This is a genomic window from Catenovulum agarivorans YM01 (assembly GCF_000281085.1).
Taxonomy (GTDB): Bacteria; Pseudomonadota; Gammaproteobacteria; order Enterobacterales; family Alteromonadaceae; genus Catenovulum; species Catenovulum agarivorans.
Genome location: NZ_JH767522.1, coordinates 102,886 through 129,613, shown reverse-complemented (window position 1 = coordinate 129,613; position 26,728 = coordinate 102,886). Strand labels below are relative to the sequence as shown.

Below are 26,728 nucleotides of genomic sequence, written 5' to 3'. Positions count from 1 at the left end.
TGTTTGGTGGCAGACAAAGTCGAGCAGGTTAAGAAGCTTTTTGCAAAATATGTCTCATGAAAAAATTTTAGGCATTTTTCGTCCCTGAAGCCTCCATCCTGTCGTCCTCCATGACTCCACCTCATTCAGCTGCGAAGCGGTGCTTCGGTCTTCATTCGCCCCTCTCTTGTGAAGTTTTGCAAAAAGCATCTCAACCACCTCTCCCCAGCAATTAGTTGCTGCTTGTATAGTGCAATATGTTGAAATTACTTTCGTAAAACTATTTTGAATTCGTAAATGTTCGTTTGGCGCGCAATGTTTTATCTGAGCAGCACTGTCGATGCTTAGTTTTACCGACTCGAATGCTGATTTTCTAAAACTTCAAACGTCTGGGATGACGTTTGGGAGCTTCCAGGGACGGATTTACAGCGTTTTTAGAAAATCATGCTTCGAGTGGGTAAAGTGCTCAGATTAGCCAGCGCCGAAGGCTTGCGGCTAGAAAGGTTAAGTTAGTTTTTGCACAATTGCTTGAAGCGTTTTTATGAGCAATACCCATTTACCTTCTGATTATACGGAAAAGATCTTGCAGCAATGGGGTGTAGGAGCTGTGGGTTTTAATGGAAATTTGCACTATCTAGTAACCCAGATAGTGCAAAAACATCAACAACTAGTTTGCTACAGTATGAACAAACACAGCAGCTGATTGCGCTGGTACAGTTACAGTTAACTCACCACTTGAACTAGAGCTAACATCAACTAAACCACTTAACTTATCACTATAAACAGCATCATTGTGGTTTACATCAACCGTGACACTTTCATCTGCATCACTATAGTTAATTAAAATAACTGCTTCAGTACCAGTACCCGTTCTAACTAATTTAAGTACCTTGTCACCACCACTACTCTGCACGTTCAGCGTGCCTGTCGCGATAACCGAGTGGTCGTTTCTAACTTGATACAAATCGCGATAATAATTTAATAACGAGTCAGCATCTGCGAGTTGCGCGGTTACATTGTTGCTTGCAACATTGCTAGATAAAGCTCTAAACGGCGTGCCTGTGGTAAATCCTGCATTGTTCGCATCGTTTGTCCAGCTCATAGGTGTACGAATGCTCCAATCACCCGATAAACTATCGGCTGCAGCCAAACCAATCTCTTCACCGTAATAAGTGAATGGGTTTGATGAAGCTAACAAATAAGTAGCCGCTGCTACTTTATATTGAGCCGTATTACCAGAAAGTTGATTCCATACACGATCGCCCGCAAAGAAATCATGGTTGGCTAAAATCATTGGCATTTGGTCGGTATTAGATGCGGCCAGTTCATTTAACAATTCATCCCACACAACACCAGATTTAGCCATACCAATAATTGCGTGACCCGCTGCAAAGTTAAATGCGCGGCCACAAGAATTGTAGTTGGCAAACGCAGCGTAACCAGAAGGTGACTCACAGACAATATATCTATTGTCGTACGACTCAATAGTGTCTTTCATGGTTTTCATAATCACATGGTTTTCTGGTTGATCTTCTAAAGCATCTTTACCGTTTTCAACTAAAACACCTACCGCATCAAAACGGAAACCGTCTACACCCATGTTTAACCAGAATTTGAGATTATTTTGATGGAAAGCGATAACCTCAGGGTTAGTTAAATCATAATCTGGCATACTGTCAGCGAATGCGGCGTAATAAGCGCCACCTGGGCTAGTACGCCAAGGATCACCACCCCAAATATTCCAACCTAGCGGTTTGTCAGCTTGAATAATATACCAGTCGCGTTTGTCGTTGTTGGGGGAAGACATAGCATCAACAAACAAAGGATTTTGATTACTTGAATGATTAATTACATAATCTAGAACAATTGCGATATCGCGATTATGAGCTTCGGTTAATAAGCTCTTGAAGTCATCTAGTGAGCCGTAGTCACTTTCAATTTTGCGGTAGTCAGTTGTTGCATAACCGTGGTCATTGTCAGAGCTTTCCATCATAGGCATTAACCAAATGGCGTTGATACCATTATCTTTTAAATAATCTAAACGGCTGATTAAACCTTGAATATCACCGACACCGTCGCCGTCTGAATCTTGGTAAGCACGCACATAAATTTGAGCAAATTGTGCACTATCAACCCAAGCATCACTAACAGCTGAACTTGTATCTGTGGTTGTGACAGCAGATAAATCTAAGTTAGCAGATTGGTTACCTAAGTTTTGTAATAAAGCATTGTATGCCGCACGAGCATCGGTTTCGTTATTATAAATAGTGGCTGTGTCTTGTACTATCCAAATTTCATTACCGAAACTAGAGGCAACTAGTGATAAATCGCTTTCGGTACTTTTTACATCACCAAAATGCATTATAAAGTTAAAAGTTGCGCCAGCGTCTTCAATTGGTACTTGCCACACAGCGTAGTCATCTTTTTGTTCGGCATACGGGCGTGGTGTTGCCCAATCTGTCGCGATTGACGCGTCAATCGCATCGCCCCAAATGTGTAATCCCCAGCCAGAATAACTTTCGCTGCTATGTAAATAATGGATATTTAAAGTACCGGCTTGGCCTAATCCAGATTCATCCGGCAATGCGTGCGCAATTTTTAACATTTGCATCTGTGCACTACCATCTTCTTGATAACTTACACCAATGCGATAGATGGCATCTTCTTCGAATGTTATTGAACCATTATCTGGGTTGCCACCACAGGTTAGGTCTATTGGACTTGCATTAGCAGTAAGCGCAAAACCGCCGCAGTTAACTGTTGACCAATCTTCACTAGCAACTTTAGCCGCTTGTTGTGCATAAGTACCATCAAATTCAATAATATAAATGCCGTCTTGTAAAGTGAGTTGGTTGGTGATCCCCCAATCATTTTCGAATCCGCGTAAATATATTGGAGCAGGCACAGTAGCACTTTGCGCTAGGGTAAATTGTGGCTGTGGTTCGGCAATGGTTACATCTAATGTTGTTTCAGCGGTAAATTCACCATCATCTATGCTGAGTTTTATTCGATATTGCCCCGCCGCACTATAGCTTAAGGTTGATTGACCAAAGTAGGCGCAATCAGATATTAAAATAGGGTTGCTGTTATCGCCACTGTCTATCTCACAAGTTAAACTGTCTTGCTCACCATCAGCAATTGACCATTGCAATTCAATCGCTAGATCTTGATCGACTGCCGAAGTTTCAAGCATATGAATAACAGGTGCTGTGTTTGTTGGCGTCGGAGTTGGGCTAGGCGTTGGTGTCGGGGTAGGCGTAGGACTTGGAGTTGGTGTTGGCGCCGGCTCTTTAGGGACATCAATATCTACGCTAGTGTCTTTACAGGCTGATAAGCTTATCGTCATTAATAAAACAGAACTTATGGCGATAGAGCTTTTTGATAGTTTGAACATGGGTCACCCCGCTTTATGTGTGTAAAGTGTTAATAAAATGTCAATGACTCAGTCTAGCCATTTTAGAAGCAAAAATCGCTATGCATACGTATGTAGTCAGACGTACATCTTTTAACATTTAAACCCACTGTAAAATCGGGCTTGTTTGTTATAATGCGCAGCGATCACACAAGAGAGTTTTACAAATGTCATTTCAGCCCGCTCAATACAGAATACAACGCAACCCATTTCAGGTGATGCGTGACGTAATCTTTGCGCTTTTTTTACGCGAGCTAAAAACCCGTTTTGGCACTTATAGGTTGGGCGTGTTTTGGGCATTAGCAGAACCTATTGCGCACGTTATTATTTTTTCAGTGATCTTTGGTGTGCGTGCACGTGAAGGTTTTGGTGGGGTAGAAACGCCAATTTTTATTTACACCGGCATTATGCCTTTTTTACTTTTTCAAAATTTATTTAATCAATGCAAAAATGCTTGCTCAGCAAACCGAGGCTTATTCCACTACCGTTATGTAAAACCAATAAATACTTATTGTGCACGCGTAATCCTTGAGATGGGTATATTTTTATTTACCTCAGTCAGTTTGTTTGCTTTGTTTTGGTGGGCTGGTTATCAAGTAGCAATATACGATATTTTATATTGTTTAATGATAGTTGTGCTGTTAACCATTTTTGCCACCTCATTTGGTATGATTGCCTCATTTGCTATTGAGTTTTTCCCTGAAAGCGACAAATTTTTAGGCATTTTAATGAAGCCTATGATGTTTATTTCAGGCATATTCTTTACCCTGGATATGATCCCTGAAAAATACCATGTTTACCTAATTTGGAATCCAGTGTTACATGCGGTTGAGCTGTTTAGAGCTGGGTTTATTGAAAACTTCACTTCAGACCATGCAAGTTTGTGGTATTTATTCTGCTGTGCTTTGGTTAGTTTGTTTATCGCCATGCGCTTATATCGTATGCATTGGACACGGATGATAGCAACATGATTGAGTTGGATAAGGTAACCAAATATTACCTAACTAAACTGGGGAAAAAGTACGTACTGCGTGATGTTACTTTTACCATTCCCGAAGGACGTGATGTAGCTATACTTGGGCCAAATGGTGCGGGTAAATCTACCTTATTGCGTTTATTAGGCGGCATCGACTTTCCCAATAAAGGCACAATTCGCTCAAATAAGCGTATCTCGTGGCCGTTGGCTTTGGCCTCCGGTTTTCAAGGTAGTATGACTGGGCGAGAAAATGTTGAATTTGTTTGTCGTGTTTATGGTAATAGGCAAATTGCAAAAACTTGTGATTTCGTGCAAGCATTTTCGGAAATTGGTGATTATTTTGAGTTACCAATTAAAACCTATTCGTCGGGAATGAAATCACGTTTGGCATTTGCTTTAAGTATGGCGTTTGATTTTGAGCTGTATTTAATTGATGAAATAACCTCTGTGGGTGATGCATCATTTCGCAAAAAATGTGCAGAATCTATGGCGGAAAAACGCAAAAATGCCAACGTAATCATGGTTTCTCACGATATGTCTACTTTGCGTAAACAATGTGATATGGCAATTGTTTTGCAAGATCGTCAATTACACTTTTTCGACAATGTTGAAGATGGAATTAAGCAATATCAATGCTAATTATGACATTTTCACTACAAGTGTGCAGATATCTTGATATAATGGCGCGTTTTTATGACTCGAACTGAATTTAGTGGTACTTAGATGGCACGGAAGTTAAAAAAGTTATTCCGTTCACCCAAAGCTTTTTTATTAGACTCAATTGGCTTTAGGTTAGCAAAAGAAGGAGCAGATACATCATCAAAAATGGTGCTGTCGTTCCATTATGTTGCTTGGCTGGTTGTGCCTGTGGTTGCGTTAGCTATCTATTTGTTTGTGATTGCTAGCGACCAGTATGAGTCTACCGCTACCTTAGTGATTAAAACCTCCGACGAACCTAACTTGGCCGCTGGTGCGTCTCTACCTTTGCTTGGCATTGATGGTGGCCAGTCGAAAGATGCTTATCTAATTCAAAAACATATCTTGTCGAAAGATATGCTTAAACACCTAGATACAAATGTTCAGTTAAGAACGCACTTTAGTAACTCAAATGCTGATTGGTTTAGCCGTTTGGCAACAGGTGCTACTTTTGAAGACTTCTACCAATTTTATCTAGATAAAGTGCAAGTCGAATTTGATGATATTTCTGGGTTAATCACAGTTTCAGTACGTACCTTTGAGGCGGATTATTCATATCAAGTAATCAGCGAAATTATTCAGCATGCTGAAACTTTTATTAATCAGCTTGGTCATCAAATTGCGCTTGAAGAAGTTGCTTTTGTTGAAAAAGAGCTCAATCGTTCGCATCAAAATTTATCTGACTTAACTGGTCAGTTGACCGAGTTTCAGAATAAGCAGCAAGTTTATAGCACGGAACAACAAAGCACAGCTGTATTAGGTAGCATTGCTGAATTGAATTCATTATTAATCAGCAAAAAAACTGAACTTGAAGCACTGCTCAGTTATATGAACCCGAACGCGGCCGAAGTGGTTACGTTAAAAAATCAAATTAAAGCGATTGAAACACAAATTGGTGAGCAGCAACTTAAGTTAATTAGTGACTCAGACACAGCATTAAATGAGCTCGACATTAAATATCGCCAATTAAAAATGCAGATAGATTTTGCTGCCGATGTATATAAAGCCGCGTTACTTGGTTTGGAAACAACACGTGCCGAAGTGCACAAAAAACTCAAACATTTATTGGTAGTAGAGCATGCAACTATTGCAGATGAAGCACTATACCCAAGACGAATTTATTGGTTTGTTACCTTAACAGTATTGCTGGCGATGATGTACGGCATATTGGTAATGATACTTGCAACAGTAAAAGAGCATAAAGAAGACTAATGAAACAATATTTAATAATTATTGCCCTGTTGTTTTTACCTTTTACAGCAAGTGCAAATGTACAACAAGCTGCGCCAGTTTATGGTGACTGGTTATTTAATGGCGACTTTGCTAACCAGTCGTTTAACGGTTTTAACCCAGACTATCAATTAGCGATAGGCGATAAAATTCGAGTGCAAATTTGGGGTGGCACTAGCCTGGATGCTATTTTTGAAATTGATAAACAAGGCAATATTTTTATCCCTAAAGTGGGCCCTGTGCATGTAAGTGGGGTGAAAAATAGCCAGTTAAATCAAGTTGTGGTAAACCGGGTAAAACAGGTTTTCCAAAGCAATGTGCATATATATGCAACGCTAGAAAGTGCCCAACCGGTCAAAGTATATGTTACCGGTCATGTAATGCAGCCAGGTTTGTATGCAGGTTTATCGTCAGATTCAGTGTTGTACTTTTTAGACAAAGCCAAAGGTATACACCCAACTTCCGGTAGTTATTTAGACATTCGCTTAATTAGAAGTGGCCAGCCAATTGAAACTTTTAATTTATATACCTTTTTAACCCAAGGTTTAATGACCCCGCACCAAATACGCGACGGAGACACCATATTTGTTAGCCCACGTAAAAAACACGTAGCAGTTGAAGGTTTAGTTGCTAAAGCAAGCTCAATAGAGTTTGAACAAGCCCAAACTAATTTGGCATATGTAAAACAAATGGTGAAACCAGACCCAACGGTTACACATGTGCGTATTTATCGTAACTCAGGCACAGAACAGTTTGTTGACTATTATGCTATTGGTCAAGCGAGTGAAGCACCTTTGTACAGTGGTGATAAAGTAGTATTTGTTTCAGACCAAAAAGCGCGCTCTATAAGTGTCAGAGTTGAAGGTGAACACGAAAGTGAGCGTGAGTATGTATTGCCACATGGTTCAACTTTAACTGAACTGATTAACCAAATAGAGCTAAACAACCTGTCTGATTTATCTGGCATTCAACTATTCAGAAACAGTGTAAAAGCGCGGCAAAAAGAAATGCTGCAGTCGTCTTTGCAGTCACTTGAATCTAGCGTACTGACTGCACGTTCAGATACGGCGGAAGCCGCCGCACTTAGAGCCAAAGAAGCCGAACTTATTTTACAATGGGTTGAACGCGCCAAAAATATCGAGCCACGTGGTCAAGTTATTTTGACTAATGCAGACGTATTCAAAGATATCCATTTGGAGCAGGGTGATATTATCCGCATACCGAGCAAATCATCACTGGTATTGGTGCATGGTGAAGTGGTGTTTCCAAGTGCAATTACCCACGAAGCTGATTCAAGTGTCATTGATTATATAAACTCAGCTGGTGGTTACACCCAAAGTGAAGATTCAACTTACGTGATTGTTATGCATAAAAACGGTCAATTTGAAAAGTATTTAGCTGAAGATACCAGCAAACTTAAACGCGCTAAAATTGTTGGCGGTGATGAAATATTCATACTGCCGAAAGTGGATACTAAGTACCTGCAATTTAGCAAAGATATAACACAAATTATTTACCAGATCGCGGTGAGTGCTGCGGTAGTGTTGGGGATGTAGAATATGACAACAGTTATTACCTTTGGAACCTTTGATGTTTTCCATGTAGGCCATGTTAACGTACTGGAAAGAGCGAGAGAGTTAGGAGATAAGTTAATTGTTGGAGTTTCTTCTGATGCGCTCAACTATAGCAAAAAAGGTCGCAACCCTGTATTTAGCCAAGAAGAAAGAATGAGGATTATTAATAGCATTCACTGTGTAGATGATGTTTTTCTTGAAGAATCACTTGAATTAAAAGGTGACTATATAGCTGCTCACAACGCAGACATTCTTGTTATGGGTAATGACTGGGAAGGGAAATTTGACCACTACAGAGAATTGTGTGAAGTCGTGTATTTGCCTAGAACTGAAGGTGTTTCTACTTCAGAGATTATTGATGGGATTTTGAGTTATTTTAACAAAAATTCAGTGGAGGGCGCATCATCATGATCGATTTGTCAATTGTTGTGCCTGTCTATGGAGCAGATGAATTTTTGAAGGAGTGTGTTGATAGTCTGTGTACTGGTCATAAGTTAAACGTAGAAGTTATTGCGATTAACGACGGCAGCCCTGATTCTTCACTTGAAATTCTAAACGATTTATCTCAAAGATATAGTTCATTGATTGTAATTGATCAGAGTAATGTTGGTGGAGCAACGACTATCAATAGAGGGTTAAAGGCTGCCAGAGGCAAATATACCATGATTGTCGACTGTGATGACGTTTGCCCACCTTCTAGTATCGACAAGTTATTCTTCTACGCGGAAGAATACGGCAGTGATATCGTTTCGGGAATTATATCTAAATGGCACTGTAAGGAAGATCGTGAAGAAGTGTGTTTTGATAGTAATTATATATCTCACTTAGAGTCTACTAATTTAGAGAGCAAACCACAGTTGCTCCAAGACGGCATGTACTTAGGCAAGCTTTTCAAAACCGAGTTCTTGCGAGAAAACCAAATTTGGATGGATCCTGAACTTTTATATGCTGACCGACCTTTTATGTATGCCTGTTACGCAAGTACAAGTAATGTATGCCTTATCCCCTTTGTCACGTACAAATGGAGACAGCGGGGTGGAGGCAGGCAGTCAATTACAGACCAAATGACTTCAATTAGACATATCGAAGATCGTGTTAAATCAATATTGGTTTCAAAATTTGAATTGCAAAGTAGAGGGACATTTAATAAACCTCACCTAGTTGATGAGCATAATTTGAAGCGTGTATTTTGGCACTTTAATGAAAGTAAACGTTTTGGCTTTAGAAAGAGTTTTTATCAAGCTACAAAGGACTATATTAGTCAGTTAGATTTGAACAGTATTAAGAGTCTAGGGCCATATCACCGTGCTATGGCTAAGTTTATTCAAGAAGCAAGTTCTCCAACTAATTTCGCGATTAGAGCAAGTTATTACGGTATTAGAAATAAAGGACGAGCGACTTTTAATAACGTAGTTGCAAAAGTTAAGGGTTATAGAAAAGCTGTCGTGCGAAAGGCCCATCCTTTTACATCTTATATTGAAAAATCTAAGCCAAATAAAACCCTAATAGTTTTTGAAAGCAACTTTGGCAAATGTTACGGAGGCAATCCCAAGTATATATACGAATACTTGTTGAAGACTGATAAACATTTCCAAGCTGTATGGGTGTACCAAGGGAAAAAAACACTCGATATTCCGGGAAATGTCATTCAAGTTCATAGAGGTAGCGTTGAGTATTTTCAGTATTTAGCAAGAGCTTGTTATTGGGTAAACAATATAACATTTTCTCTGCCCGTTAAGCCAAAGCATACGACCTACTTGCAGACATGGCATGGCACTCCATTAAAACGATTAGGGCTTGATATTGAGTTAGCTGGTCCTGAAACAGCTGCTCGAGACAAATTTTTGCAAGAGGTTAAAAATTGGGATTATTTAATAGCAGCGAATCAATATTCAGCTCAAATCTTTAAAAGAGCCTTTAATTTTGAAAATGAAATGTTAACTCATGGCTATCCATCGAATGATTTACTAGTAAAAGCAGATAGTAATTTGGTTCAAAATATTAAGCATAAATTGAAAATCCCGCTTGATAAGCAGGTAATTCTATATGCACCTACCTGGCGCGATGATAGAAGAATTGGTAGTGGGTGGTCATTTGAAATGGATGTGAAAATGAATCTGGAGCGTTTCCGAGAGCAGCTAGGGGATGATTGTGTATTGTTGGTTCGTTTTCACCACCTGATTGCTAAGCATGCTAATTTGAGTAAATATTCTGATTTTGTCATAGATGTATCTCACTATGATGATACTACCGAAATCTTGTCGGTGACCGATGTCTTGATTACTGATTATTCATCGATTTTTTTCGATTTTGCGGTAACGCGAAAGCCCATTTTGTTTTATATGTATGACCTAGAGAGATATAAATCTAAGTTGAGAGGTTTTTACATCGATCCTGAGAATGAACTTCCTGGACCAGTTTACAAAACTGAAGATGATTTAATCAAAGGTATTCAACAAATTGACAGTGTTGCTGAAAATTATTGTGATAAATACCAGCAGTTTATCCAGAGTTATTGTTCTCTAGAACTCGGTAAATCAGCTGAGTATGTTGTGGAGCAAGTCTTTAAAGATTTGCCTGACAAATATTAAGATTTTGAGCATATCTTGAACGCCAAGAATTCGATATCAGTTCTTTGTATCACATATAATCAGCAAGATTACATAAGAACTACGTTGCGCTCTATTTTTGAACAGTGTTATGAACAAGAATTTGAGTTTGTCATTTGTGATGATTGCTCTTCTGATAACACGGATACGTGTATAAAAGATGAGTTGTCTCGAGTGCCAAAGCATGTAACTGTAAAATACTTTAGGCACGAAGAAAACGTTGGGAGCGTAGCAAATTTTAACTTTGGCCTTGCAAAGTGTTCTGGAGATATAGTGGTTGTGGCTGATGGAGACGATATATCCAGTTCTCAACGGTTACGGTGTATATCGGACGCTTTCTTAGACCCTTATTGTATGCTCGTTGTGTCTAATGCTAATGAAGTTGACGAAGATGGAAATGATTTAGGCAAGACTCGATATTCAACCTCAATACACTCAACTAAGTTTGATGTAAACAAAGCGGTTGAAATGGGATTTTTTCCTATATTTGGAGCGAGTTATGCTTTTAGAAAGCACCTCCATGAAAAATTTGGTGAAATCGATCCGATCCGAGTGATGGATAATAACGTTGACCACATCTATTTTTGGCGAGCTCTGTCGTTGGGGTGGGTGCAATATGACTCTAGGCCTTTGATAGAATACCGAGTACACCAATTGGGAAAGTCTCTTCGTTTTGATTTTTGTAGTGACCAAGGGGCCGCTTCGAAGTTATTTGTAAGATATCTTGCTAAAAAGCATAATCTAATTGCTAATTCCGTTTATATCTTGGAAGAAAACAAAACTGAACCTGAAATTTTTGAGTTTGTTTTAGCAAAAATCAAGAGTGAGTTGAATCAATTAGGGGAAGCCATTTCAAATGTGTCTAACCAAATTGAAAACAACAAACTACCCCAAGGTGTTGGAAGCTTTGGAAGCTGGGCTATAAAAAAGAGTTTTGTTCTAGAGGCTACCAAGATCCATAGCATAATACTTGTTGCTAGCTTTATTGAGCGATGCTTGGGAAGTGCACCTGCAATGAATTGTGTAAGAGAAGTTGTACTATTTTTTAAGCGCGGGAGCTTATCTAAAAGGCAATTGTTGGCGATTTTGTATGATTTGCTTGCAGGCAAAAAATGTAATATTCCCAAACTAGATGAATGTATTTTGAGGCTAATTTGGATAACTCAAGCTAAAAAGCTTCAGGTACATAGAGATTCAATTAAACATATACTGTGCGAGAAGATAGAATGGCAAGAATTATAGTAACGGGTGGCGCAGGCTTTATTGGAAGTGCTGTTGTTCGCCATATAGTTAATAACACCCAACATGAAGTGTTGAACCTAGACGCGTTGACTTACGCGGGAAATTTAGCTTCACTCAAGAGCGTTGAAGGATCTAGCAGGTACTCATTTAAAAAAATAAATATAACATCTCCTGATATATTTGATGTCGTAAAAGCATTTCAACCCAATGTTATTATGAATTTAGCTGCTGAGTCTCATGTTGATAGGTCTATCTCAGGTCCAGGGGAATTTATTCAAACCAATGTTGTTGGTACTTACAATCTCCTTGAAGCTGCTAGAGCATATTTCAACACTTTAGACACGGAAAGCAAAGGAAACTTTGTATTTCATCACGTCTCTACTGACGAGGTGTACGGTGAGCTAGATATGGAAGACCTCCCGTTCACAGAAACTTCAGCATACTTACCTAATTCCCCATATTCTGCCTCAAAAGCGTCGTCAGATCATTTAGTTAGAGCTTGGAATGTGACTTATGGGTTGCCTACAGTCATAACCAACTGTTCCAATAACTATGGACCTTTTCATTTTCCTGAGAAGTTGATTCCGTTAGCGATACTTAATCTTATCCATGGATATAAGGTTCCCGTTTATGGAGATGGCTTGCAGGTTAGAGATTGGTTGTACGTTGAAGATCATGCCGCGGCATTGCTTGAGGTTGCATTCAATGGTCAAGCTGGTGAATGTTACAACATTGGTGGGAACTGCGAGTATAAGAATATCGACGTCATTAACCTGATATGTCAACAATTGGAAGAATTAGGTGTTTCCACCAAGAATGCCGAATCGTTCCAAGAGCTTATTCAATTTGTCAATGATCGGCCAGGACATGACTTTCGCTATGCCATCAACAATAGCAAAATCCAAAGAGAGTTGGGCTGGAAGCCAAAAGAATCTTTTGAAAGTGGCTTAAAAAAGACAATCCAATGGTATTTAAACAATGAGTCATGGTGGGCTCCTTTATATCAAGGTGGAAATAAATAATGAAAGGAATTATTTTGGCTGGAGGGGAAGGGACTAGGCTTTTCCCGTTGACAACTAGTTGCTCAAAGCAATTGCTACCCGTGTATGACAAGCCAATGATTTATTATCCGATATCAGTGCTAATGTTGGCAGATATCAGAGAAATATTAATAATATCGACTCCGAGTTATATAGAACAATTTAGATCTCTATTAGGGAATGGTACGCAGTTTGGGCTTGAGATTAGTTACGCTGTACAGGAAGAAGCAAGGGGGTTAGCAGATGCTTTTATTGTTGGAGAGCAATTCATAAACGGTGAACCTGTTTGCATGGTGCTTGGGGACAATATCTTTTATGGAGCTAATTTGTCACCAAAGTTGCTTAGAGCTAAACAGTCCAAAGAAGGGGCTACAATTTTTGGTTACCAAGTTACAGATCCCGAAAGGTTCGGTGTTGTTGAATTTGATCAAGACATGAACGTTGTAAGCATCGAAGAGAAGCCTAGCAAAGCAAAATCTAACTTCGCGGTCACAGGACTGTATTTTTATGATGAATCGGTCGTGGAGATCGCCAAATCAATAACACCATCTGCTCGCGGGGAATTAGAAATTACGTCTGTCAATAATGTGTATTTACAACAGAAAAAATTAAAAGTTGAACTTCTTGGAAGGGGGTTTACTTGGCTAGATACAGGGACTTATGACTCATTGCTTGACGCTGGTGAATTTGTGAGGATGATTGAAAACCACCAAGGGTATAAAGTAGCTTGCTTAGAAGAAATTGCTTATAACAATGGGTGGATCACGAAAGAAGGTGTACTAAAACAGGCCGAGTTTTACAAGAAAAATAGCTACGGTCAATACTTGAGAAATATAGTGTCATGATTCCAGTATGCAAACCTTACCTGCCAAATAGAACGAAATTGGATGCGTACATTGATTCTATTTATCAATCTTGTTGGTTAACCAACAATGGCCCGTTACACCAACAACTTGAACGTCGACTAAAGGATTATCTAGGTGTTGAACATTTGCTATTAGTAGCAAATGGCACTTTAGCTATTCAAATTGCTCTAAAAGCATTGAACATCACTAAAGCAGTACACACGACCCCATTTTCGTTTGTTGCCACTAGCTCAGCTGTTGCGTGGGAAGGTGCTGATTGCGTATACACAGACATATGCCCTAAATCTTGGAACCTAGATCCAAATGCCCTTGCCGCATCAGAGCAAACTAAAGGATTGCTAGCAACTCATGTATTTGGAAATCCATGTAAAACTCATGATATTGAAAGGTTTGCGAAAGAGCACAGTGTGCGTACAGTGTATGATGGTGCCCACGCGTTTGGCTCGAAGCTTTCCTCGAGCGAAAATCTTTGGCTGGCGGGAGACGCATCAATTGGAAGTTTGCACGCCACTAAATTATTTCACTCTGTTGAAGGTGGTTTTATCGTTTTTAAGCAAAGCGAACACTATGAGCTGGCAAAACAGTTAATTAATTTTGGAATTGGTCAAAATCACGTACCTCAGCATGTGGGTATTAATGCCAAAATGAGTGAGTTTCACGCGGCCGCTGGTTTAGCTGTATTAGATGATATAGATGAAATATTGGCAGATAGGCAAAGGGTTTATTTCCGATATAAAGAACAACTTTGTAAATATTTGCAATTCCAAGATATTTCTGCAGGCGTACAGTATAACGCAGCTTATGTACCGGTAGTCTTTCCATCTGAAGAAGTTCTATTAAAAGTTTCGAACGCTCTTAGCAACAAACAAGTGTTTGCGAGGCGGTATTTTTACCCATCTTTAAACTCTCTTAATTTCTTCAGTAGTACAGATTATCAATGCCCTAACAGTGAGTCTATTTCAACTAGAGTGTTATGTTTGCCAACTTACTTTGGATTGGAAGACTCTGATATAGACGCAATTTGTCAAACTATTATTTCTACAATTGAATAGCCTATGAATGTATTAATTGTCCCTTGCGGGACTGAGATTGGTATGGAAATATCGCGATCTCTAAAAAACGTTAAAAATATAACTTTGTTTGGTGCGAATTCGATTGCAGACCATTCTCAGTATGACTTTGAACATTTTATTAGTGGTGTCCCTTTTCTTGGCGACCCAGAATTTGAATCGGCCATCAAAGATATTGTTCAGTCCCATAGCATTGATTTCATAATTCCCGCTCATGACGATGCGACAATTGCTATAAAAAGTATTGAGAGAGAATTGGGGTGTGTTGTCGTTGCTCCCAATTTGGAGACTTGCCAAATTGCAAGAAGCAAAAATAGAACTTATGCCTGCCTGCAAGGTGTAGTGCGTACCCCGAAAACCTATCAATTTGGTGAAGTCTCTGACTTTCCGGTATTTATAAAACCAGATGTAGGACAGGGCAGCCAAGGAGCATACAAAATTAATGACAATTCTGAACTTGAATTCCGATATTCAGAAGGAATGGTCATTTGTGAATATTTACCTGGGGCTGAATATACAGTTGATTGTTTTACTGACGGCACCGGACAGTTATTGTCCGCTCAGCCAAGGGAAAGAAAAGCAGTAAAGAATGGAATTGCAGTATCTACTGAGAACGTAGCTAAAGGCTTAGAAAAATTTAAGGCATTCGCTGAAAAAATTAATGGTGCGTTAAAGTTAAAAGGTGCTTGGTTTTTTCAGGTGAAAGAAGATATACATGGAGAGCTTTGCTTACTTGAAATTGCTGTGCGGATTGCAGGTAGTATGGCTTTGAACCGAGTTAGAGGGATTAATTATGCCGAATTGAGTTTGTATCTATTCAACGGCTACAGTGTCTCAGTGCTTGAGCAAGACATCAATGTTTCTATGCATCGTTGTTTAGCAAACAGATACACGTTAAGTATAAGTTTCAACAAGCTTTATTGCGATTTCGACGATTGTTTATATATAAACGAAAATAAAATTAATTTGCAATTGGTGGCTCTAATCTACAAAGCTCACAATGACGGGAAGTTGGTCAGCCTCATTACGCGGCATAAAGGAGATTTAAATAGAAAACTGAGAGAATTGAGGATTTCTGACTTGTTCAGTGAAATTATCCATATAACGGATGCTTCGCCCAAATCGAATTATATTATTGAAAAAGACGCGATATTCATAGATGACTCTTTTGCGGAAAGGTTAGATGTTTCAGCGAATTGTGGTATTCCTGTTTTTTCAGTAGATGCGGTAGAGTCATTGCTGACACTCTGAAATAATGTCGAAAAATATGTCTATTGATTGGGGACTAGAGAATAGTGTAGCCGGCTGGGGCCTTAAACCCTCAGCCGTTCGTGCCAAAGCTTATGCTGACAAACACAATTTACCTTTCTGGCGGGTAGAAGACGGCTTTATCGGCTATCTAAACCACCCAACTGCTAAGTCTAATTTATTGTCACTTTCGGTAGATACCACTGGTATTTATTACGATGCAACTAACCCGTCTGATATGGAAGCGTATATCGCAGCTGGCATTCCGGAGCGCTTTAGTGCTAGGTTAAATTTGTCGAATGATGAGTTTGTTAGTAATCGCGAGCATCAAAATTTACTTTCGCGCGTGCAGGCATTTCGCCAAAGTTTAATCGATAATCAAATAACTAAATACAATCTATGTGGGCGAATTGAACAAGTACCTTCGTTAAATGAAAATGCGGTATTAGTGGTTGACCAAACCTTTGGTGATTTATCGGTTGAATATAGTTATGCCAGTGCAGATTCATTTAAACAAATGTTGCAAGCAGCGATAGATGAAAATCCATCAGCGACCATTTATGTCAAAGCTCATCCGGATGTTTTGTTGGGAAAAAAAACAGGTTTTGTTAAGCCTGAATGGGCAACTTGCAATAGAGTGCAATTTATTTATCAGGCGTGTAACCCAATTGCACTTATTCAGCAGGTAAGCAAGGTGTATACAGTTTGTTCGCAAATGGGTTTTGAAGCACTGCTTAACAATAAACAAGTTATCACCTTTGGTGCACCTTTTTATGCGGGCTGGGGGTTAACAGATGATCGTGGAAACATTCCACAGCGTCGCCAACAATTAAGAGCAGAAAGCCAAAGTATTAGTATTGACGATTTAGTTTATGCAGCCTACTTTTGTTACGTGCGTTATGTTAATCCGCTTACGCACCAGCGCTGTGATCCTGAAGATGTTGTTGATTTTATCCAGCTACAAAAAACAGCAATGCAATTTAATACTTTGTATTGTTGTAATTTTAGCTTGTGGAAAAAAGCCTTTTTACCCTATTTCTTGCGTAAATATGCTAAAAAAGTAACTTTTGTTAGCTCGACGCAATTAAACAAAATTAACCCTCAAGCGCATGACGCTTTGTTGTTATGGGGCGCAAAAGAGGTTCCTGAGCATACACCCGCTATGCTTAAAAATAATATCTTACGCATTGAAGATGGTTTTGTCCGTTCGGTTGGTTTAGGCGCTGATTTACGCCGCCCATCTTCTTTGGTTGTGGATAATCTAGGCATCTATTTTAATCCGCAGCATCCGAGTCGACTCGAAGATATTCTGCAAAACAAACAATTTACACCTGCAGAGCTTGTACGCGCGCAACATTTAGTTGAATTGCTAAATAAAAGCAAAGTCTCTAAATATAATGTTGAAGACTCGTCAGACTGGGCGATCACAGCTAAAGTAGGGCAAAAAATTGTATTGGTTGTGGGTCAAGTAGAAGACGACGCGTCTATTCAAACGGGTTGCCCTGATATTTCAACTAACCTGGGTTTATTGCAGCAAGTGCGTCAGCAAAGGCCAGATGACTATATTATTTATAAACCTCACCCTGATGTTTTAAGCGGTAACCGCCTTGGACAAATACCCGCTGGCGATGTTGCTGAATTGGCGGATATTCAAATTGAGCAAGCGTCAATTATTCAGCTTATTGAACAAGCTGATGAGTTGCATACTTTATCTTCGTTATCAGGGTTTGAAGCTTTATTACGTGGCAAACAAGTTTATTGTTATGGTTTACCTTTTTATGCTGGTTGGGGGTTAACGCATGATACGCTGCAAGTTGATAGGCGCAATCGTAAGTTAAAGTTAGCTGAGTTGGTGCATGCGAGTTTAATTGACTACCCAGATTATATTGATTGGCAATCCGGTTTTTATACTAAGCCTGAGCTTATTGTGCAGCAATTTGCTGGACAGAGCGAAAAATTTGCTGCTCGGTCACAAATTACTACATTTTTATTTCGAAAATGGCGTAAAATACGTTTTGTTTTTGAAGCATTATTAGTTAACCGTTTTGGTTAATGGTTGTACCTAGTTAAGGGAATCATTGCACAGTATGAGCAATATCTTGTTTTTACAAGGACCGCTAGGGCCATTTTTTGGCACTCTAGCGAAACATTTGTCTAAATTAGGCAACACTACTTTTAAAATTAATTTTAATGGTGGTGATGCAATATTCTCTCAGGCAGATCATGTTTTTAATTATCGAGGTCGTTTATCTAGCTGGCAGCGATACTTATCTATGTTCGTTAGGCGCAATAATATCCATGCAATTGTCGTGTATGGTGATTGCCGCCATTATCATTCAATAGCCAAAGATGTTTGCAATAAATTTGACATCGACTTTTGGGCATTTGAAGAAGGTTATGTAAGGCCTAATCATATCACGCTGGAAAAAGGCGGTGTGAATGCGAACTCAACGCTAGATTTATCTGCTAGCGCGCATGCTCAAGGCACACTTGGGCGAATTCACGAATTGGCTCGAGTGCCAGAGCGTACGTTTGGTCAAACTTTTTTCCACCGTTTGTATTATGGCGTAAGTTATTACACAGCTAAAGCTACCAGTAAATATTGGTTGCTAAACGATGGTCATCACCGCGGTTATACTGCCGTCGAAGAGCTAAAATACTGGGCTTATTCCATTTATCGCAAATGGAAATATAAAATCTTCCAAAGCAATTTAGATAAATGGATTGTCGACCATTGGGCTAATCAATACTTTTTTGTGCCTTTACAAGTGCACTGCGACAGCCAAATTTATTCGCATTCAGACTATAAGGATGTGAACGAGTTTATCCGTCGAGTTATGGTTTCTTTTGCTAAACATGCGCCACAAGATAAAAAATTGGTGTTTAAACATCACCCTATGGATCGTGGCTTTCGTCATTACGGCAAATTAATTCGTCGCATTGCGGCTAAATTAGGTATTCAGCAACGTGTTATTTATGGGCATGAATTGCATTTACCTACTATGCTGAAAAACTGCTGCGGTACTGTCACTATTAACAGTACGGTTGGTTTGTCGTCATTGCATCATTCTAAACCAACTAAAGTTATGGGTAGAGCAAATTACAATGTTGAAGGTTTAACCAGTCAGTATCCGCTTAACTTTTTCTGGGCATCTCCTTGTCCGCCTAACCCAAGGTTTTTCACTAAATTTAAGCAAGCGTTAAAAGACCATACACAAATTAACGGTAGTTTTTATCGAGACATAGATGTAACTTGTGCCAACGTAATTGAGTTTTTAATGAATCGTCAGGTCAAGGTTGCTGACTATGCATATTTAGCTCGCGCTAATAATGCGCCTCAGCCACATTTTTTTGATGACGAGGATGAATTTGAATCTGTGAATGGTTAACCCAACATGACAAATACAAGCCAAATCGAATATCCTTTTTACCAGCAAGTTGCAGCTGATTTACAGTTGTTTACCATTATGGATGAACAAGGCATACCAACCCCTCAAGGCGAAGATGGCCAAGGCGTTATGCCTTTTTGGTCAAGTGAAGAAAAGGCACTTGCTTTTATTCAAGCTAATACGGGTTATCAAAACTTCAAACCATACAAAATTGATTACGAAGTGTTTAAAGATAAATGGTTTGAAGGTTTAGTCCAAGACGATTTATTAGTTGGTTTAGACTGGCTCGACGCAACCGAAAATGCCTGTGTAACTGAAGTTGAAATTTTAGTACGTGAAATCCAAAACGTGATTAAAAGCCAACCACTAAAAAAATAGTGTTTGGCTACTCGTCTGGCAAGTTATCGAATTGCGCTTGCCACTGTTTTGCCCAAATTACTAAGCCGTCTATCTCCAGAGGGCGGCTATAAATAAAGCCTTGAGCAAAGTTACAGCCCATTGATTTTAATACACTCTCCTGTTCTGGATCTTCTAAGCCTTCCGCAAACACTTTACGCTGCAAATTACGACTTAAATCGACCATAGTATTCACTAAGGTTTTATGTTTAGTGCCTTTGCTCATAAGTTTAATAAATTGGCGGTCTATTTTTATACCGTGTAAAGGTAAAGCTCTTAGGTGAGCTAACGAACTGAAGCCTGTTCCAAAGTCGTCAATAACCACTTTAATGCCAATTCCAGCCAAGCGCTCTATTATGCTATGCGCTATCGCAGGTTCTTGCATTAATGCTTGTTCTCTTATTTCTAAAATAACAAAATGGGCGGCTAAATTATGCTTTTGCAATTGTTCACTAATAAAGTCGACAAATTCATGTTGGAGTAGATCTTTACTAGCAAGATTTATACTGACATTTATTTTAAGGTCTTGCTGATGCCATTGACTGCAGGCTTCAAGAGAAGTTTTTACCACCCACTGGGTTATTGAGTAAATTACCCCTGTGTGTTCTGCTAGCTGAATAAACCTTTCAGGCTCTATCAACCCCATATCAGGGTGACGCCAACGTATTAAACTTTCAGCTGCGACACACTGTTTTGTCGAAAGATCTACTATAGGTTGAGAAAAAAGCGCTAACTGTTGCAATTTGACCGCTTGGCTTAAATCAGCCAGTAGCTTTTGCTGGTTCTGATTAAAGATATCCATATCATTTGAATATATCGCAAAGCCATCATTATTTTTGCCGTTATAATCGACTGCGGTTTGTGCTTGTTGGATGCAGTCGTCAATTTGTTTTGCATTGGCAATTTTACCACTAACCCCCATTGCGAAACTGAGACTTAACATCATAGACTCATATGGGATAGGGTCAGGCAAAGCTGTACGTATAGTTTGATAAACACTGTGATAAAGGTGTGTATTTCCTTGTGTATCAAGTACAAAAGCGAAACGGATGCCACCGAGTGCGACTAATTTTTTGTCTGATTCAATAAACTCAATTGCATCTATTTGTTGTAGCGCTTTATTTATTCGTTTAGCTATTTGAATAAGGACTAAATCTGCAGTTTGATATCCGAGTGTTTGATTTACATGAGCAAATTCACTGAGTTTTATCACGCACAAAACTTGTTGGCTTTTTGGCGAGTTTTTACTCCACTTATGCAGTGCATGCTTGTTGGGTAAACCCGTGGTTGCATCATGTAAGGCTAAGTGGTGCATGACCGCCTGCTGAGTTGGCTTATGGCTAACACCTATTTCACTGCCATTTGATGCGCCAACCAGTTGAATAAAGGTTTTGCTGAGCAAAAAAGTTTGAAAACCAGCCCAAACACCAAAGGCGGTTAGCACGAGTGTATTTTGTGAATATTCGGCTAGAAAGTCAGTAAAACAAATTAAGCCAATTGCTATTAAACTGGTTAAATTAAGCAGTGAATATATGCCATTGATAAAAGTGCGAAAACGAATCGCTAAAAATGTTTGTGCCACAAATAATAGGGCAAACAGTGAGAGGGTGGTGGTTAAAATTGATGTCATGTCCATATCAAATCACGAGTGCGAGCACTCGGTACCTCATGATAAATTGTGTTTTGGTGGTTAAATACCACCTAGCCTTTGTGCCAGCTCTTTGTACTTTTCAACACTGTCTTTTTCAAACAAAGGTGCGCCTTCTTCGTTTTTATCGGCGGCAATTAACAAATGTTCTCTTTCCAAACGCAATACTCTAACATCTTGCACACCCAGAAATTCAGCTACTTCAGCAACAGTCATTAAGCTCATAAAATACCTTCTTGTTAGTTTAATTGCGATATTAATACCTAATTAAAGACTATATATGCCATAAGCGCTAGCCTTGTTAACTATTTTATAACCCTTTTTGGATCAGAAATAAATAGGGACGTTGTTCAATTTGTTGCGCTACTAGTCGGTGATCCATAAAACGACAAAAACTAGGGATGTCACGTGTGGTTGAAGGATCATCCGCTTCTACTAACAAGGTTTCGTTACTGGCCATTTTACGAATGGCTTGGCGTACCATCATCACTGGCTCTGGGCAGCGCAAGCCAAGTGCATTGAGTTTATGATCATGTTTTTCAAATGGATTCATGCGGTCTGATTTGTTTAATTCGTCAGTTAAGCAGCATATTATGATTAAATCTGTACAGCGTCACAACTTTTCTTGGCTATTATGGTTTACAATAAAATAAGTTGAACATTCACAAAGGAATTTAACAATGCAATATGTTCGGCATATATGCCTGCCTGTGCTAATGCCTCTGTTTTTGCTGTTTGGTTGTGCTGTTAGTAATGAAGACGCAGTTTTGGTTAACGCACCCCTTAATCAAATTGAAAATTTACTTGAAGAAGACAAAGAAAAGGTTGAGCTGTCAGAAAGTAAATTGCCCCGCACTTTGGCTATTTTACCCTTTGAAAACCGCACGGAATCAGCGGGTGCTTTTGAGATTGTTCGCCGTGTTATCTTCAACCATATTTCTTCAAAAAATTACCATATGTTGCATTGGCAAGCGGTGGACGACAAACTGCGTTTAGCGAATGTTGAGCTAGCAACGGCATATCAGATGGATGCGGCAAGCCTAGCGGATATTCTAGAAGTGGATGCTGTGTTATATGGTTCAATTACTGATTTTGAACGTTTGTTTGCGGGTGTTATTACTCAAATTAAAGTAGGTGTAGAACTTACGCTGATTAACCGTAATGGTGAAATCCTGTGGCAAGAATCCGATTCAGCAACCAGTCGCGCCGGTGGTGCATCTGTCACACCTGTGGGTTTGTTGTTAAATGCGGCGCTTGCTGCGATGCATTTAAAAGAAGAAAATTTGTTGCGTGCCGCAGATGATGTAGGCCGTGAACTTGCGAGTGTCATGCCGCACCCAAAACGACTCACCACCAAAGCCGGGCCAAGTATTACCGCTGTTGTGCATAATGGCATGAATAAAATTTTGAAATACGGCGATATTTTAGAGGTGGGCATTCAAGGCCAAGCTGGTATGCGTGCACAAGCCGTAATAGAAGGTGTTGGTAGTTTTGATTTGCAAGAAGTTGAACCAGGTGAATACATAGGGAAAATTCCGGTTTCGAAAAAAGCCAATGCAACTGGCGTGGTAGTTGAAGGCGTACTGATGGATCAAAACAGCAATATTAGCCGTTGGTTAAGTCCTTTTGGTTTATTAACTATAGATAACCAGCCGCCACAAGCGCCGCAACAGTTGAATGCTTCTAGCCATAACCAATTGTTAAAACTCACTTGGGCGAGCACAGATTTAGACGTGGCTGAGTATCAAGTGTATTTATTAGACCCCAACAATAACCAAAGACAGTTAGTGCGTAAAACCACAGCAAAACAAATTGAGTTGGCCGGCTTATCTAATTTCATCAATTATGAATTAGAAGTTGTTGCGTTAGACACGGCAGGCAACCAAAGTGTGCCTGCGACAATTAGCGCTAAACCTTTACCTGATTTGCGTTTTAATACTGTAGCGCCATTACCGAGCAGTTTGCCGGCTAAAATTGAGCAGCCAATGAGTATGACGTTAGCCAATAGCCCTTACTATTTACGTCAGCCTATGTTGGTAGCTGAGTCGGCCGCTTTGTTAGTTGAGCCGGGCGTTGAAATTATTGTTAGCAAAAATGCTCATATCCAAATTAATGGCCAGTTTATGGTGTATGGTGATGTGTCGCGCCCTGTTGTGGTAAAAGCTGCACAGTCGGCAGGCTTTAGCCAATTTGCTAATTTGCAATCTACCCAAACGGTTGAGCTGAAACACTTACGTGTATCAGGAGCTGATGTTGCGCTGACAATTCAAGCGGGTAAACCACATATAAGCCAGTGCGAATTTACTGGCAATCAGTTTAGTGCGTTGGATATTTCTGGCACCGCCAATGTTTGGGTGGAACAAAGCAAAATTCAGGGCAGTAACACCGCGGGGGTTATTGTTTCAGGACATGCACAAGTCACTTTTAAACAAACCTCGTTTGCCGACAATCAACCTTTCCATATACAAAGCTCGTCAATTTATCCTGTAGAAGCGAAAGGCAACTTTTGGTCGCCTGATGCAAGCCAAATGACAGTTCTAGGCGAGGTTAATTATTAATGGATATGCAAATGAAAGCTTTAAAAACTATCTCATTATTGGCCGCGCTTGTTAGTTGCACTGTCGCGGCTGAGCAAACTGCAGAGTACACTGAGTTTGTGGGTGCAGCTGGCGCGGTAAATTGGTCTAAAGGCCAAATAGTTGCTGAAGGCATGGGCGCTGCGCCACCAAATAAACCTGTGCATGTTATTCCTTTGTTGGCGTGTCGTGCGGCAATTGCGGATGCTCAGCGTAATTTATTAGAAGCAACTAAAGGTGTACGTGTACAAGCAACAACTGTAGTTGAAAAGTATATGTTGGCGAGTGATCAGGTAAGCACCTCGGTTGAAGGGGTGGTACGCAACGCTATGATCACGGAAAAAACACCTTTATCTGACGGGACTTGTCGAGTTAAAGTTGCAGCACCTATGGCTGGTAATTTTTCTCAGAGTATTTACAAACCAGCCTTCGATCAAGATAGTCAAAAAACTGCGTTTTATTATCTATTAGACGGTGTTGGCCAAAGTTTAGCTTGGTTGATGCCATCCAAAGCGCATGCTGCAACGTCTAATGAGCAAATTTTACGTCGACTTGAGCAGTTAGAAACACGCTTAGTGCAATTAGAGCAAGGGGTTAATCAAAACAATGCTCCTAATGCTGAGTCTAATACCTTGCCGACAGGTTTGATTATTGATGTGCGTGGCGGTCATTTTGTACCTTCGTTATCACCAAAAATCTATTCAAAAGCGGGTAAAAAGCTTTACCCGAAAAAACAAGCTAGAGAAGCCATTTTAGCTAACGGTCGATTAGTTTCTTTATTTACTCGCGACTTAAGTTTTGCGCAGCGTCACCCGAAAGTGGGTGAGCGCCCGTGGATTATTAAAGCGTCGCAGTCGAAAGACAGCCGGACGGATATTGTGGTCAGTGAACAAACTGCCGCAAAATTAGAACAGTTAATGGCGAGTCAGTTTTTTAATGATGCAGGGGTAATTATTGTCCTCGATTAAAAAACTGCTGGTAATTGGCTATGTGTGGCCAGAGCCGAACTCATCGGCCGCTGGCCAATATATGCTGAAATTGCTTAAAACCTTTCTTGCGCAAAATTACCAAATCACCTTTGCCTGCGCTGCCAGCGAAAGCATTCATAGATATCCATTTGAACAACTCGGCATAACTAAAGCTGAAATTAAACTGAACTGTGCGAGTTTTGATGATTTTATTGTCGAGTTGCAACCTGATGTTGTGTTGTTTGATCGTTTTATGATTGAAGAACAATTTGGTTGGCGGGTGGCTAAACATTGCCCGAATGCGCTGCGGATTCTTGATTTGGAAGATTTGTGGAGTTTACGCCATATTCGTATGCAGGCGTATAAACAGCAGCGGCCATTGCAGCCAAGTGATTATTTACAAGATTTAGTGTTACGTGAGTTAGCCTCAATTTGGCGCTGTGATTTGTCGTTAGTAATCTCGCATTACGAAATGGACTTGTTGGTTAATCAGTTTAAAGTGCCTGCTCATATTTTGGCTCATTTGCCATTTGTGGTTGAAGACGAGCAGCTCGCTCAGTTACAGACTCAAGCTAAACCATTTGAAAATAGAGCGCATTTTGTTTTTATTGGTAACTTTAAACACGAACCTAACTGGGATGCCGTGTTGTTTTTAAAACAGCAGGTGTGGCCGCTGATTAGCAAACAAATTAAAGATGCTGAGCTACATATTTATGGTGCTTATCCGGCCAAAAAAGTGACTGATTTGCACAACCCGAAACAAAGGTTTTTGGTTAAAGGTTGGGCGGACGATGCTAATGCTGTAGTTGCCAATGCGCGTATTTGTTTAGCGCCTTTGCGTTTTGGTGCAGGGCTTAAAGGTAAGTTGTTTGAGGCTATGCAGTTAGGTACACCGAGTGTAACGACTAGTGTGGGCATTGAAGGTTATTTTGATTCAGCTGTGTCTGTTGATGATATTCGCAATAGCTATTGGCCTGGCGCTGTTGCCGACGATGCTGAGCTTATCGCCAGCAAGGCTGTTGAGTTATATAACAATCAAGTGTTGTGGCAGGCTGCACAAGATAAAGCTTGGGGCATGTTGCAGCGTTTCCGGGAAAGTAGTTTTTTACCAGAGTTTTGTGCGCGTATTGAAGCCATTCAGCAAGATTTAGTTGCGCATAGGGCGCAGAATATTATTGGTGCTATGTTGCAGCATCATACAATGAAAAGTACCCAATATATGGCGCAGTGGATAGCGGCTAAAAATGCTTAGCCACCAAAGGTGAATCTGTCGATTTGAATCGCTAGGAAATGGTGCCAAAGAATACAAAAGGTGAATGAGATATTGTTCACAAAATCGCTGCGAGCCCATCCATGGGGCGCTCTCACAAGATATCCCTCTCTTGTGAAGTTTTGTTCACAACATGCTCATCCTCCTTTTTAACACAGTTGTCGCTTCTATTTTTAAAGCAGCGATGAAAGAATTTGGTGAGTTATTCGGGGTTTCCAGCCTGTTTGCACAGAAGTTAAGGCGGGTGGGAGCTTGGAGTATGTGCAATCAAGCCTGTTTGAAGCATAATTTTCTAAAAACGCTTTTCTGATCTCATGCAAATCTTGAGTAGACTATTCATCCATGAAGGTCAGGCCCTGTCGCCTTTCTTGGCTCCACCTCATCAAACTGCGAAGCGGTGCTTCGGTTTTGATTCGCCCTATCTTTTGAAGTTTTAGAAAATTAGCATTCAAACAGACTTCAATCTAGCAATGCTGTCGCTGCTATATTTCTGGCAACAAAGAAGAAGTTTAGTGAGGATGGGAATTGCGAATAAACAC

21 protein-coding genes are annotated in these 26,728 nt (G+C 39.9%); 17 read left to right on the top strand and 4 right to left on the bottom strand.

The genetic code is table 11. The annotated features are described in order from the left end of the window. Positions 1-646: 646 nt before the first annotated feature. Complete coding sequence (locus WSC_RS23880; protein WP_016954466.1) at positions 647-3,373, bottom strand: alpha-amylase family glycosyl hydrolase; 2,727 nt, start codon at positions 3,371-3,373, stop codon at positions 647-649. Positions 3,374-3,558: 185 nt separating this feature from the next. Here WSC_RS23880 and WSC_RS0103240 point away from each other — a divergent pair, with 185 nt between their 5' ends. The 14 genes from WSC_RS0103240 to WSC_RS0103175 all read left to right on the top strand — a co-directional run bounded on the left by WSC_RS0103240 (position 3,559) and on the right by WSC_RS0103175 (position 19,709). Continuing rightward, a complete protein-coding gene (locus tag WSC_RS0103240) occupies positions 3,559-4,362 on the top strand; it encodes an ABC transporter permease (RefSeq protein WP_082196106.1) in 804 nt (267 codons plus the stop codon). Beyond that, entirely contained in the window at positions 4,359-5,006 is a 648-nt protein-coding gene (locus WSC_RS0103235; RefSeq protein ID WP_016954464.1) for an ABC transporter ATP-binding protein, read from the top strand. Before WSC_RS0103240 ends, WSC_RS0103235 begins: the two co-directional genes overlap by 4 nt. Before the next feature lie 84 nt (positions 5,007-5,090). After that, a complete protein-coding gene (locus tag WSC_RS0103230; RefSeq protein WP_016954463.1) occupies positions 5,091-6,275 on the top strand; it encodes a KpsE/RkpR family capsule polysaccharide export protein in 1,185 nt (394 codons plus the stop codon). Continuing rightward, positions 6,275-7,849: a polysaccharide biosynthesis/export family protein gene (locus WSC_RS0103225; RefSeq protein ID WP_016954462.1), complete on the top strand. Its 1,575-nt coding sequence runs from the start codon at positions 6,275-6,277 to the stop codon at positions 7,847-7,849. The genes WSC_RS0103230 and WSC_RS0103225 overlap by 1 nt, the downstream gene beginning before the upstream one ends. A 3-nt stretch (positions 7,850-7,852) precedes the next feature. After that, entirely contained in the window at positions 7,853-8,278 is a 426-nt protein-coding gene (locus tag WSC_RS0103220; RefSeq protein WP_016954461.1) for an FAD synthase family protein, read from the top strand. Beyond that, positions 8,275-10,458, top strand: a complete 2,184-nt coding sequence (locus tag WSC_RS23875) for a bifunctional glycosyltransferase/CDP-glycerol:glycerophosphate glycerophosphotransferase (RefSeq protein WP_016954460.1) — start codon at positions 8,275-8,277, stop codon at positions 10,456-10,458. Before WSC_RS0103220 ends, WSC_RS23875 begins: the two co-directional genes overlap by 4 nt. 15 nt (positions 10,459-10,473) lie before the next feature. Next, on the top strand, positions 10,474-11,718 hold the full coding sequence (locus WSC_RS0103210) for a glycosyltransferase (protein WP_016954459.1): 1,245 nt from the start codon (positions 10,474-10,476) through the stop codon (positions 11,716-11,718). Next, a complete protein-coding gene (rfbB, locus tag WSC_RS0103205) occupies positions 11,703-12,740 on the top strand; it encodes a dTDP-glucose 4,6-dehydratase (RefSeq protein WP_016954458.1) in 1,038 nt (345 codons plus the stop codon). The genes WSC_RS0103210 and rfbB overlap by 16 nt, the downstream gene beginning before the upstream one ends. Next, positions 12,740-13,603 carry a glucose-1-phosphate thymidylyltransferase RfbA gene (rfbA, locus tag WSC_RS0103200; protein WP_016954457.1) on the top strand — a complete coding sequence of 288 codons (864 nt, stop codon included), beginning with the start codon at positions 12,740-12,742 and terminating at the stop codon, positions 13,601-13,603. Before rfbB ends, rfbA begins: the two co-directional genes overlap by 1 nt. Further along, the gene (locus WSC_RS0103195; RefSeq protein WP_016954456.1) at positions 13,600-14,676 is read left to right on the top strand and encodes a DegT/DnrJ/EryC1/StrS family aminotransferase; all 1,077 of its coding nucleotides are present in this window, start codon (positions 13,600-13,602) and stop codon (positions 14,674-14,676) included. Before rfbA ends, WSC_RS0103195 begins: the two co-directional genes overlap by 4 nt. A gap of 3 nt (positions 14,677-14,679) precedes the next feature. Further along, entirely contained in the window at positions 14,680-15,945 is a 1,266-nt protein-coding gene (locus WSC_RS0103190) for an ATP-grasp domain-containing protein (protein ID WP_016954455.1), read from the top strand. Positions 15,946-15,949: 4 nt separating this feature from the next. Beyond that, positions 15,950-17,995, top strand: a complete 2,046-nt coding sequence (locus WSC_RS21715) for a capsular polysaccharide biosynthesis protein (protein ID WP_016954454.1) — start codon at positions 15,950-15,952, stop codon at positions 17,993-17,995. A 34-nt stretch (positions 17,996-18,029) separates the two neighbouring features. Next, complete coding sequence (locus tag WSC_RS21710) at positions 18,030-19,331, top strand: capsule biosynthesis protein (protein ID WP_016954453.1); 1,302 nt, start codon at positions 18,030-18,032, stop codon at positions 19,329-19,331. Positions 19,332-19,337: 6 nt separating this feature from the next. Beyond that, the gene (locus tag WSC_RS0103175) at positions 19,338-19,709 is read left to right on the top strand and encodes a DUF2750 domain-containing protein (RefSeq protein ID WP_016954452.1); all 372 of its coding nucleotides are present in this window, start codon (positions 19,338-19,340) and stop codon (positions 19,707-19,709) included. 7 nt (positions 19,710-19,716) lie between these two features. Here WSC_RS0103175 and WSC_RS0103170 read toward each other — a convergent pair whose 3' ends face one another. The 3 genes from WSC_RS0103170 to tusA all read right to left on the bottom strand — a co-directional run bounded on the left by WSC_RS0103170 (position 19,717) and on the right by tusA (position 21,928). Then, complete coding sequence (locus WSC_RS0103170; protein ID WP_016954451.1) at positions 19,717-21,363, bottom strand: putative bifunctional diguanylate cyclase/phosphodiesterase; 1,647 nt, start codon at positions 21,361-21,363, stop codon at positions 19,717-19,719. Between the two features lie 54 nt (positions 21,364-21,417). After that, positions 21,418-21,600: a MerR family transcriptional regulator gene (locus WSC_RS0103165; protein WP_016954450.1), complete on the bottom strand. Its 183-nt coding sequence runs from the start codon at positions 21,598-21,600 to the stop codon at positions 21,418-21,420. Positions 21,601-21,685: 85 nt separating this feature from the next. Continuing rightward, positions 21,686-21,928 (bottom strand): sulfurtransferase TusA, encoded by a 243-nt coding sequence (gene tusA, locus WSC_RS0103160; protein WP_016954449.1) that lies wholly within the window; start codon positions 21,926-21,928, stop codon positions 21,686-21,688. Between the two features lie 127 nt (positions 21,929-22,055). Here tusA and WSC_RS0103155 point away from each other — a divergent pair, with 127 nt between their 5' ends. From WSC_RS0103155 to WSC_RS0103145, 3 genes are read left to right on the top strand one after another with little or no spacing between them, the layout of a single operon-like run. Then, positions 22,056-23,933, top strand: a complete 1,878-nt coding sequence (locus tag WSC_RS0103155) for a GNA1162 family protein (RefSeq protein WP_016954448.1) — start codon at positions 22,056-22,058, stop codon at positions 23,931-23,933. Between the two features lie 11 nt (positions 23,934-23,944). Beyond that, positions 23,945-24,919, top strand: coding sequence for an LPP20 family lipoprotein (locus WSC_RS23870; RefSeq protein ID WP_157447172.1), 975 nt, complete (start codon positions 23,945-23,947; stop codon positions 24,917-24,919). Further along, on the top strand, positions 24,915-26,171 hold the full coding sequence (locus WSC_RS0103145) for a glycosyltransferase (protein ID WP_026016632.1): 1,257 nt from the start codon (positions 24,915-24,917) through the stop codon (positions 26,169-26,171). The genes WSC_RS23870 and WSC_RS0103145 overlap by 5 nt, the downstream gene beginning before the upstream one ends. Positions 26,172-26,728: the final 557 nt, after the last annotated feature.